This window comes from candidate division WOR-3 bacterium (assembly GCA_039801085.1).
GTDB lineage: Bacteria > Hydrothermota > Tepidihabitantia > Tepidihabitantales > Tepidihabitantaceae > JAOABP01.
In genome coordinates this window covers 302598-311891 of the sequence record JBDRTY010000002.1, presented here as the reverse complement: position 1 = coordinate 311891, position 9294 = coordinate 302598, and the positions used below count along the sequence as shown (strand labels likewise).

9 protein-coding genes are annotated in these 9294 nt (G+C 54.1%); 3 read left to right on the top strand and 6 right to left on the bottom strand.

What is annotated here, in order from left to right:
• Both ABIK48_05735 and ABIK48_05730 read right to left on the bottom strand, forming a co-directional pair.
• On the bottom strand, positions 1-828 hold the full coding sequence (locus ABIK48_05735; protein ID MEO0021659.1) for an FAD/NAD(P)-binding protein: 828 nt from the start codon (positions 826-828) through the stop codon (positions 1-3).
• On the bottom strand, positions 825-1838 hold the full coding sequence (locus tag ABIK48_05730) for a 4Fe-4S dicluster domain-containing protein (protein MEO0021658.1): 1014 nt from the start codon (positions 1836-1838) through the stop codon (positions 825-827). Before ABIK48_05730 ends, ABIK48_05735 begins: the two co-directional genes overlap by 4 nt.
• A 97-nt stretch (positions 1839-1935) precedes the next feature.
• Between ABIK48_05730 and ABIK48_05725 the strand changes: the two genes are divergently transcribed.
• Entirely contained in the window at positions 1936-2397 is a 462-nt protein-coding gene (locus tag ABIK48_05725; protein ID MEO0021657.1) for a DUF1893 domain-containing protein, read from the top strand.
• Between the two features lie 15 nt (positions 2398-2412).
• Here the strand turns inward: ABIK48_05725 and ABIK48_05720 are convergent, their stop codons facing one another.
• Genes ABIK48_05720 through thyX form a run of 4 tightly spaced genes read right to left on the bottom strand, consistent with a single transcriptional unit; the run spans position 2413 to position 6946 of the window.
• The gene (locus ABIK48_05720) at positions 2413-3261 is read right to left on the bottom strand and encodes a hypothetical protein (protein ID MEO0021656.1); all 849 of its coding nucleotides are present in this window, start codon (positions 3259-3261) and stop codon (positions 2413-2415) included.
• 10 nt (positions 3262-3271) lie between these two features.
• On the bottom strand, positions 3272-5029 hold the full coding sequence (locus tag ABIK48_05715) for an FG-GAP-like repeat-containing protein (GenBank protein ID MEO0021655.1): 1758 nt from the start codon (positions 5027-5029) through the stop codon (positions 3272-3274).
• Positions 5030-5043: 14 nt separating this feature from the next.
• Entirely contained in the window at positions 5044-5394 is a 351-nt protein-coding gene (locus ABIK48_05710) for a hypothetical protein (GenBank protein MEO0021654.1), read from the bottom strand.
• The gene (gene thyX / locus ABIK48_05705; GenBank protein MEO0021653.1) at positions 5375-6946 is read right to left on the bottom strand and encodes an FAD-dependent thymidylate synthase; all 1572 of its coding nucleotides are present in this window, start codon (positions 6944-6946) and stop codon (positions 5375-5377) included. Before thyX ends, ABIK48_05710 begins: the two co-directional genes overlap by 20 nt.
• A gap of 327 nt (positions 6947-7273) precedes the next feature.
• Here thyX and ABIK48_05700 point away from each other — a divergent pair, with 327 nt between their 5' ends.
• Both ABIK48_05700 and hutH read left to right on the top strand, forming a co-directional pair.
• Positions 7274-7744 (top strand): Mut7-C RNAse domain-containing protein, encoded by a 471-nt coding sequence (locus ABIK48_05700; GenBank protein ID MEO0021652.1) that lies wholly within the window; start codon positions 7274-7276, stop codon positions 7742-7744.
• Positions 7745-9268, top strand: a complete 1524-nt coding sequence (gene hutH, locus ABIK48_05695) for a histidine ammonia-lyase (protein ID MEO0021651.1) — start codon at positions 7745-7747, stop codon at positions 9266-9268. It abuts the gene before it with no gap.
• Positions 9269-9294: the final 26 nt, after the last annotated feature.

Here is a 9294-nt window from a genome sequence, read left to right as displayed (position 1 = left end):
TCACAGGAACGGCTCCTCAATATCTTTGATCTGCTCCCAAGTCAATACCGGACCGTCCTTGCAGGTAAAATACGGTCCGAGCCGGCAGTGACCGCACTGTCCGAGACCGCAGGACATGTTCATCTCCATTGAAAGATAGATATTTTTCCCCGGAAAACCGGCTTCAACCAGTTTTTTTGTTACAAATTTCATCATGATCGGGGGACCACATACCACCGCCACACTCTTCTTCACATCACAGGGAATCTCGTCCATTAAGCAGGTAACAACACCAACCTTGCGCTCCCAGGGTTCAGTCGCACTGTCAACTGAAAGGTCAATATCAACACCCTTGATCTTTTCCCACTCTTTCAGCTGCTGTTTATACACGATGTCCCTGGGCGTACGGGCACCATACCTGAGATAAATTCTGCCATACTTCTTAATTTCGTGTACCAGCGCCAGAAACAGCGCCCGGAGCGGTGCCAAGCCAACACCACCGCCAACGATATAAATATCCCGGCCCTCAAACTCCCTAAGCGGATAAGGTTTGCCGTATGGACCGCGGATTCCGAGCCACTCACCGGGCTTTTTGGTAAAGAGTGCTGAAGTTGCTCTGCCCACGCGCATAATCGTCATCTCCAATGTTTCACGCTGGAATTGCGATGACGAAGGGGTAAAGGGTGCCTCGCCAAACCCGGGAATGGTCAGCTCCACAAACTGCCCGGCAAGGAACGGGATCTCCGTTTCCGGTTTCAGAACAAAAGTGCGTATATTGGGAGTTTCCTCAATCACATTAAGGATCTGTGCCCTTACCGGCTGATAGGGATTCTTGACCGCACCGCTCATAACTGCCCCAAAATCTTACGGATATCAATCCGGCCCATGCAGGTGGTGAAACACCGGCCGCAGCCGGAACAGGCGTAAAACCCGTTCTGATTCTTCGCATGCATAAACTTGCAGTGAAACCGGTTGATAAACCGTTGAACAAATGTCGGACGCGGATTGGCACCTCCCCCCACCCGGGCATACATCGGGATATAACAGAAGTCCCAGACTTTTGTCCGCTCAAACCGTTCCGCATTTCCCTGATCGTAAAGAAGAAAGCAGAAACAGGTCGGACAGGTCATAAGACAGCCGAAGCACTCAACACAGTCCGCGCCGGCATCAACCCAGAATTTTCTGTCGCTGGTCCGTTCCGCAATCGCCCCTGCCAGATTCGGATTCCACTCTTTCGGGTTCTGCTGTTTTAATACTGCCAGCGCCCGCTCCCGCTGCGCCTGACGCTGACTGAGCTGAGAACCGTTTGCCGGCACAAAATCACCGTCGATCAGCTCACGACCCCGCTCTGAAATTACCTCCACCAGCCAGCCGTCATCAAGCACACTCAGACTCAGGTCCACCTCCTGAGTCAGAAATGGTTGCAGACCAAGCAGATTGCAGAAACAGGAAGGCTCAGGCACCGGACAGTCCGCACCGATAAAATAGGTATTCGCCAGACGCCGGGCATAGAAAGGGTCGGCAAACTCCCCTTCAAGAAACATCTTCTTATGCACCGCAATCCCCCGCAGGTCACAACCCTTCAGTCCGAAAAGCAGTGTCGGCATATCTTTACCATCGGGACTTAGAGGTTCAGGAAAAGACGCCACCCGCTCCCGAGGTGAAAACAGAAACGGCTTGATCGACTCAGCAGCCCGGATCTGCCGTAATGCCAGCTGTTCCAGTCGAAAACCGGCGGGAACATATTTCTGCCAGTGAACCCGCTCCTCCAGCAGCGCGGGGTAAAAAAGATTAAACCGGCCCGCCAGCCGGCTGAACCATGCACCGCAGCGAGCGTTAGCGAGAAAATAAGTGTCCAAGAGGTTAAAAAATACAAATTTCAAATCCGCTGTCAAGAAAATTCAGTAAAATTCACCACGCTTGACCCGGGGAATTATTCCAGCAGAATTTCACACAATGGTGGTAAAACCGCATCCGTTCAACCGCACCCGAGCTGAAAAACTGCTTCGGTATCTGGACAGCTTTGGCTGGTCACTGTTTATCATCAGGGGGAGTAGTATCATTTTTTCCACAGACCAGCCCGGTGCCCATCCCCTTCTGACAATTGCCCAAAAATTCCACTCCGGTTTAGCGGGCGCCACGGTGGTTGATCGGGTTGTCGGCATCTGTGCCGCCCGGGTCTTCTGCCATCTCAGGGCAGGCAGTGTGATTGCCCGTACCATGTCGCGCACCGGCTGGGATCTGCTGACTCAAACTCGAATTCCCTGCTTTTATCAGGAACTGGTCGAACATATCCGTAACCATACCGGCACCGATATCTGTCCTTTTGAGAAAATGGCATTAAGAATCCCTGCGCCCGTCCGGCTCCTGCGGGAAATGGAAAAGAAAATAAAAAGGGCGGAGCAGGCTCCGCCCTGAATCCATCCTTTGTAACTAATCTGCGGTCCGCACCCGGTAGGGGAAAAGCCAGCCGTTAAAATCATAAGGTGCGTCCGGCGTCCGGATTGTCGACCGGAGCATTAAGTCAAAAATGGCGAACCGGAAAGAAGGAACTACTTGGGCATGCCAGGTCCCCTGAAAAACCCCGTCTCCTAAATAGTTAAACGGCACCCGCACATAGAAAGGCCAGATTAGAACAAAGGTATGCAGAAAGGCAACTCCTTCGGTCGCATTAGTGTAAAGGGTCACCGTCACCTCTTCGCCGGGTGTAAACCAGAATAGACTGTCAACCGCAAAAAAGGTGGCGAGCGGTGACTTGACCACCAGCTCGCGCAGCGAGCTCCGGATTCGAACCGAGTCGATCCGGACCGTATTCACCGAGTCTGAGGTGCCGGTGGCAAGCGAAATCATCTTCAGCCGCCAGCCCCGGTCAGTATCCGCCTCCTTGCCCTCGCGCCGGAAAATTGCCTGCAGCCGGACCGTTTCAACCAGCCGCTTATTCCAAAGCTGGAGTGCAGTATCCGGCACCTGTGCCAGAATATGGAGATAACCGTAGTTATGTCTGGACCAGCTGACCACAGCTGAATCGCCCTTGACCTCAACCTCGATCATGGCGGTATCATGAGTCTGGGGACCACGCCACCAGAAGAAAAGAGTTTCACCAGCAGTAAAATATCCGCCCCCGGTAGTTGAGTCATGACTGGTGCTGGTGGCAAAATGGATCGTATCATTTTCCACCAATGCGATAATTGCTGCCCGGTCTGCCGCTACATCCTGTTTTTTGCAGGAGACGGAACTTAAAATCAGCATGGCGAACACCACAAAAAGCAATAGATTCTTCATTAATTCCTCCTTATTTATAAACAATCAAGCGGTTGCCTCTGCCATTTCCCAGAACCACAAAATAGGTTCCAGCCGGAAAACGGTCAAGCGCAACGGTCATGGTCCTGGCACTGACCTCAAATGCCCCCATCAGCCTGCCCTGGGCGTCAAACAGTTTTATCTGCTGTCCGGAGACAACCGGTACCCCAAGATCCAGCGTTACCCGGTTTTTTGCCGGATTTGGTGTCAGCCTGAGTGCCCACAGAAAAACATCACCTACTCTCTCATTCAGGCTGACCGGGTTTCCGATAAAAAACGGGCCAGGAGTAATTTCACTGCTTGCATGAATTCCCCTGTAAACAGTATATCGGATATAACAGTAACGGGAACTGACCGTCTCCGGCACCCGCCACTGATACCGGCCATTGTTCTTCAGACTGTCGGCGATTAAAAACCACGGTCCGTTTACCCCGTTGACTGAAAGCTCAAGACGGACTAGGGAAGAATCTGCAGACCCCGGCACCGCACTCCACCAGTCAAGGAACTGCACCGCACCGTTCCAGAACCGCTCACCGCCTCGCGGAAAGACCGGATAAATTTGCAGACTGTCCGGCAGTGATGCCTCTTTATAGGCGTGTGCCCAGTTCCGGTAATTGGGCCAGGAGCCCTCATTAATGATGATTGCGATGTCTGGTTTGCCATTGTGATCAAAATCAGCACCGGTGCGCAGCGCCCGGTAGGTCCCGGGTGCATTGGTGGCAACATCGGCCGCCTGAACCCAGTTACCGCTGCCATCACCAGTCCAGACAGTCAGCCGTCCACCTCCAACCGCCACTAGGTCACAGAACCCGTCCGCATTCATATCACAAAGCTGGGTGCCGCCATAATTGCCGGAAGAAGGCAGTCCATTGCTCCGGCTGTGCCAGACACCCTCAATCTCGTCATAGATCCAGACCTCAACCCCGCCTGCACTATTGCAGAAGGCAACATCAAATCCGCCGTCATTATCAACATCACCGGGGGAAATGCCGGACAGACCGTAATTTGACCGGGGCAGACCGCTGTCACCCGGATAGAACCTGCCGGTGCCGTCACCAAAATAGACCGCGGGTCCGGCGGTGGCGGCGATGATATCCGGATTGCCGTCCCGGTTCACATCCCGAAAATAAAACTCCATATCACAGTTAATGCTCTCCGGCGTCCCCCAAGACAGCTGCCAGGTACCGTCACCCTGATTAAGATAAACCCGCAACCCGATACCATAACCGAATGAGCAGGAACCGATATCAAGATCGCCGTCATGGTCGACATCGGCAAAGTCGGTGGAAAACATCCCCCAGCAGGCACCACCGGGCATCAACCCGTCATCCCAGGCGGTCCACACTCTGCCGGTACCATCACCGAGTGCCACCTCCAGCATGTCATCTCCCAAATCCTCACCCGAGTAGTTGTGGTGCATACCGTAACCCACATCCAGCAGACCGTCACCGTTGACATCACCGACCGCAATCCCGCCATAACCGAAATTGCCATACTGATAGACATTCCAGTTGCCCCGGCCGTCACCAAACCAGACCATCACCCCGTGCTCCTGCGTGTTGATATAAGGACTGCCGTGGTCACCGATGGAAAGGATGTCAATGTTACCGTCATTATTGACATCGGCAAACTCCAACTCGGTCCTGCCCCCTTCCAGCGCCGGATTCTGGAATCCGTTGGAACACTCGGCATAATTGAGCTGGGCAGAAGCGAAACCGGCGCTGAGCAAGAGAAGAATCAAACAACGCATTTGACCCCCCTTTTTTATTTTCTGGCTTGCCTCAGTGTCAGCCTGAGCCGGTCATCGGACCGGGCGCTGATCTTGTAAAATCTTGCTAACGGCATCAGATAATCAGCCAGCAGGAGCAGAATCCCGAAAAGTAAGAGAATCTGGCGCACCATCCTTCCGCCGCTGCTGTCAAAAAACGGGACCCGCATCGGATTTGCCCAGAGCAGTACCGCCCCCCCGAGTATCACGAAAAACAGTATATTCACCACCTGGCGCAGTATCATGAGCCGGTTCACCATCCGGATGAGCCGGGGTTCGGCAATCTCCAGCTCCGGCTCCCGGTTCCGGACCGCCTGCTTGAGCTGCTCACGACTGCTGATGTTCATTATTGTTCCTCCTTCGAGTGCTGTTCTGGTTACTGTTGCCCCGCGGCAACTGTCGCGGCTTGGGCAGTTCCAGTCTGGTAACCTTCGGCTCATGACCAAAAAGCTCCTGATAAACACGGGCATAGCCATCCTTCCCGCCAGCGAGCAGCAGTGTCAGCGGCATCACATTCCGCGCCTGCTCAACCATCCGGCTGACGATGTCCCGGATGTCCCACTGTGCCGAGCTGTCTTGGCGCAGCCGGGACAGATGGTAAAGCTCACGTGCATTCAGAGTTAAAAGCACCCGGCGCTGATGGGAGTTGGTGAGTACGTACTGGGCCGCTGCCGGATTGACTGCAGCAATCTTGTCATAAACCTCCTCAGTCAGAGTCAGCACCTCCTTGAAACTCTTGTGCTCCTTGAGCTCAGCGATCGATACCGGAATTGTCCACCCCAGATCCGGATCATAGGGCTGGACGGTAATCGTTGTCAGCCGGTGCCGCTTCAGCTGGGCAAAACAGGCAGCTGAAATCACCAGCTCAAAAGTTACATACAGATGCTCAAACTCCCGCAGCACCGCATCATACGCCTGCAGATCCTGACAGGCAAGTTTGAAAATTTCCTTCTTACGTGCCAGCGTCTGTTTTTCTGAACGGGAGAGGCACTCAGCAAAGGTTGCCCGGGAAGTGGAGTGCAGAAGCGCCGCCAGCAGTTTATTATCCGCATTCTGGGTATAATCCACCAGCACTACATCAGAGGCGGACATCGCAATCAGATTTCTGGGCCGACGCGGAAAGGGCCGGGTCATGAAACTCTGGGCGAACTCCTCCAGCCGGTGATAGGTGTTTTTCTCATATTCGGTCGGACCGGTAAAGACGAGCAGGGACGGTGCCACCGCCTCCGCCTGCTCGTAAAGCGCCTGTGCCAATCCCCGGACCTCTGCCAGTTCACTGGCTGCCAGACGCCGGATCATATACTCAAGCGTGCGGGCGTTGACCGTCATTCCCAGCTGAGTCTGCGTCGCCAGCGGTGTAATATACCGGGCGTCCTCCTTCGCCATATTCTCCAGCCGTTCAGGCTGCTCTTTGAGCTCGGGACGGGCTTGGGCAAAATACTCCTTCAACCGCTCCAGCAACCTGCCGTAGGCATCAAACTGGACCCGCATCAGATTCAGGTAATCATCCAGCAACTCGGAATTTCTGATCTCCTCCGGCACTACATACTGATTTTCAAGCTTAACATACCGCTGGGAACGCTCGGTAAACGATACCAGCCGGTGATGTTCCACCGCCTCCACTGCCAGCCGGGACAGGTCTTCAAGATCAAAGTTGAAAACCGCATGCTCGGCAATGGAGTGATGCCCCATCTCAAACACAATGGTCTGATTTGACTGGCGTGCTTTTTTCAACTCCCGTCGTGCCTCACTGCGCAGGGTATCAACCGGCTTGGAACTCCGGCTGATCCGGGCATAGGCAGCTGCGATCGTCTCCGGTGTCGGTACCACCCGCCGGTTCTTGCTCAAACTCTGAATCAGCTCCTGCTCAATATTGACTCCTGCAAGTCTGACCTTCATACTGTTCAGAGAATATGCACAAATTTAGAATTGTCAACAATTATTAGTTATTAGTTGCCGTATATATAAATAATTTGATGCTTCGGAGATGAACAAATTGACATTTTAACCATCGTCCGTAACACCCAGTTTGAACCAACACACAAAATACATGAAGTTACTGACCTGACGCCGCCTCAATGCCGGATTTAAGAGGTTCACCCTGGGGTTACTTCCAGAATAAAGAAAAGAGGAAAGGTGCTATCGCTTCCCAATCCTCAACCACCTTCCCTGCTTCACGCCTGCTGACCTTGATTTATATCTCCTGATGATTAAATTTATCCGGTAATGAAGTCTGATAACCATCCCCGTCTTTTCTGTGACGTCATGTTGGGCAGGCTTGCCAGGCGTCTCCGGCTCCTGGGCCTGGATGTCCGCTATGAACCTAGTGTCCGGGGGTTGCAGGCTTACCGCCGGGCAAAGGCAGACCGGCGCCTGTTTCTTACCCGGCATCAGAAACTCAAAGGTCTGCCAGATGTTCTGCTTCTGGAAAGCGAAAATACCGACCGGCAGCTGGAAGAAGTCCGGGAGGTACTGGGTATCCCTCAGGAAAAACCCCGTAGCGAATCTCAAGCCCTGTCCCGCTGCCCGGTCTGTAATGAAGTGTTAAAGAAAATCAGCCGGGATCAGGCACGACCGGCAGTACCATTCTACATCTATCAGATTCATAACGATTTCCGGCGCTGCCCGCAGTGTCAGCGCGTGTTCTGGCCCGGCAGTCATGTACAGAAAATGCTCAAAAAACAGGGAGGAAAATAAATGGCAGTAATGCTGGATGGCAAAACGCTGAAGATTGAAGACCTGGTCCGGGTGGCACGGAACCGTGAGCCGGTTGAACTCACACCCGCTGCCCGCGAACGGATCACCCGCTGCCGGCAGTTTGTGGAGGACAGAATCGCTGCCCGTGCTGTAATGTATGGCATCACCACCGGCATCGGGGAACTGTCTGAGGTAATTCTTACACCGGAACAGACCCGGCAGTTTCAGCGCTATCTGGTTTATTCCCATTCTGCCGGCTGTGGTGACCTGCTACCGGAAGAGGTGGTGCGGGCTGCCATCTGCTCCCGTATTAATGTCCTTGCCAACGGCAACTCCGGCATCCGGCTCAGGGTTGTGGAAACTCTAGTAGCAATGCTCAATAAGGGCGTAACACCGGTGGTGTTTGACCGGGGCTCGGTCGGTGCCTGCGGTGACCTTTCACCGATGAGCCAGATGGCACTCGTGCTGCTGGGCGAGGGCGAAGCGTTCTATCAGGGAAAACGGCTGAGCGGCGCTGAAGCACTCCGGGCGGCAGGTATTGAGCCAATTCAGTTTGAAGCCCGGGATGGCCTGGCGACGATCAACGGTTCCAATATGACCGCCGGCTGGGGTACACTGCAGCTGTTTGACACTGACCGGTTCCTTAAAACGTCGGAAATTGCCGCCGCACTGACTCTTGAGGTGCTCAACGCCAATATGACAGCCTATGATGAACGGATTCACAAGGCACGCGGATATCCCGGTGCGATCACTTCCGCAAAAAACATCCGGCGCCTGACCGAAAACTCGGAAATGCTCCGTCAGCCGGGCAAGAAGGTCCAAGATGCCTATTCCCTGCGCTCAACCCCGCAGGTAGTCGGCGGTGCCCGGGATGCACTGAACTGGGCAAAGCAGATATTTGAGACGGAACTGAACGGGGTTGGTGACAACCCGCTGTTCTTCCCTGATGACCAAGCTTATCTCACTGGCGCCAATTTTCAGGGCACACCGCTGGCGCTGGCACTGGATTTGGTCGGTTCGAGCATAACGATGATTGCGGTCCTCTCCGAACGGCGCACAAACCGGCTCCTGAACCGTAATTTGTCAGTCGGATTGCCTGCCTTTCTTACCAAGGGTGCCGGAATGTTCTCCGGACTGATGCTGACCCAGTACACTCAAGGCATGCTCATCTGCGAAAACCGGATTCTTTCCGCACCCGCCGCCACCGGCTCAATTCCGGCAGCCGCAGATCAGGAGGACTTCGTCTCCATGTCCTTTACCTCGGCACGCAAGACAAGCCAGATTCTGGAAAATGCCTGGTTCGTGATTGCGATTGAACTGCTCAGCGGTGCCCAGGCGGTTGAGTTTCGCAAACCGCTCAAACTGGGCACGGGCACTCAGGCTGCCTATGAACTCATCCGCAGCACCGTGCCCAAACTAGAAGAGGACCGGCCACTGCAGTACGATATCAACCGGCTCACCGAACTGGTCCGCTCCGGCGAACTGCTAAAGGCAGTAGAGTCCGCAATCGGCCCGCTGGAATAACCGGCAGAAAATCATGGGGGCACCGT

Bases quoted from the DNA above. Each gene is read 5' to 3' on its own strand.
- ABIK48_05735 (MEO0021659.1), bottom strand. From the start codon at position 828: ATGAGCGGTGCGGTCAAGAATCCCTATCAGCCGGTAAGGGCACAGATC.
- ABIK48_05725 (MEO0021657.1), top strand. From the start codon at position 1,936: ATGGTGGTAAAACCGCATCCGTTCAACCGCACCCGAGCTGAAAAACTG.
- ABIK48_05720 (MEO0021656.1), bottom strand. From the start codon at position 3,261: ATGAAGAATCTATTGCTTTTTGTGGTGTTCGCCATGCTGATTTTAAGT.
- ABIK48_05715 (MEO0021655.1), bottom strand. From the start codon at position 5,029: ATGCGTTGTTTGATTCTTCTCTTGCTCAGCGCCGGTTTCGCTTCTGCC.
- ABIK48_05710 (MEO0021654.1), bottom strand. From the start codon at position 5,394: ATGAACATCAGCAGTCGTGAGCAGCTCAAGCAGGCGGTCCGGAACCGG.
- thyX (MEO0021653.1), bottom strand. From the start codon at position 6,946: ATGAAGGTCAGACTTGCAGGAGTCAATATTGAGCAGGAGCTGATTCAG.
- ABIK48_05700 (MEO0021652.1), top strand. From the start codon at position 7,274: ATGAAGTCTGATAACCATCCCCGTCTTTTCTGTGACGTCATGTTGGGC.
- hutH (MEO0021651.1), top strand. From the start codon at position 7,745: ATGGCAGTAATGCTGGATGGCAAAACGCTGAAGATTGAAGACCTGGTC.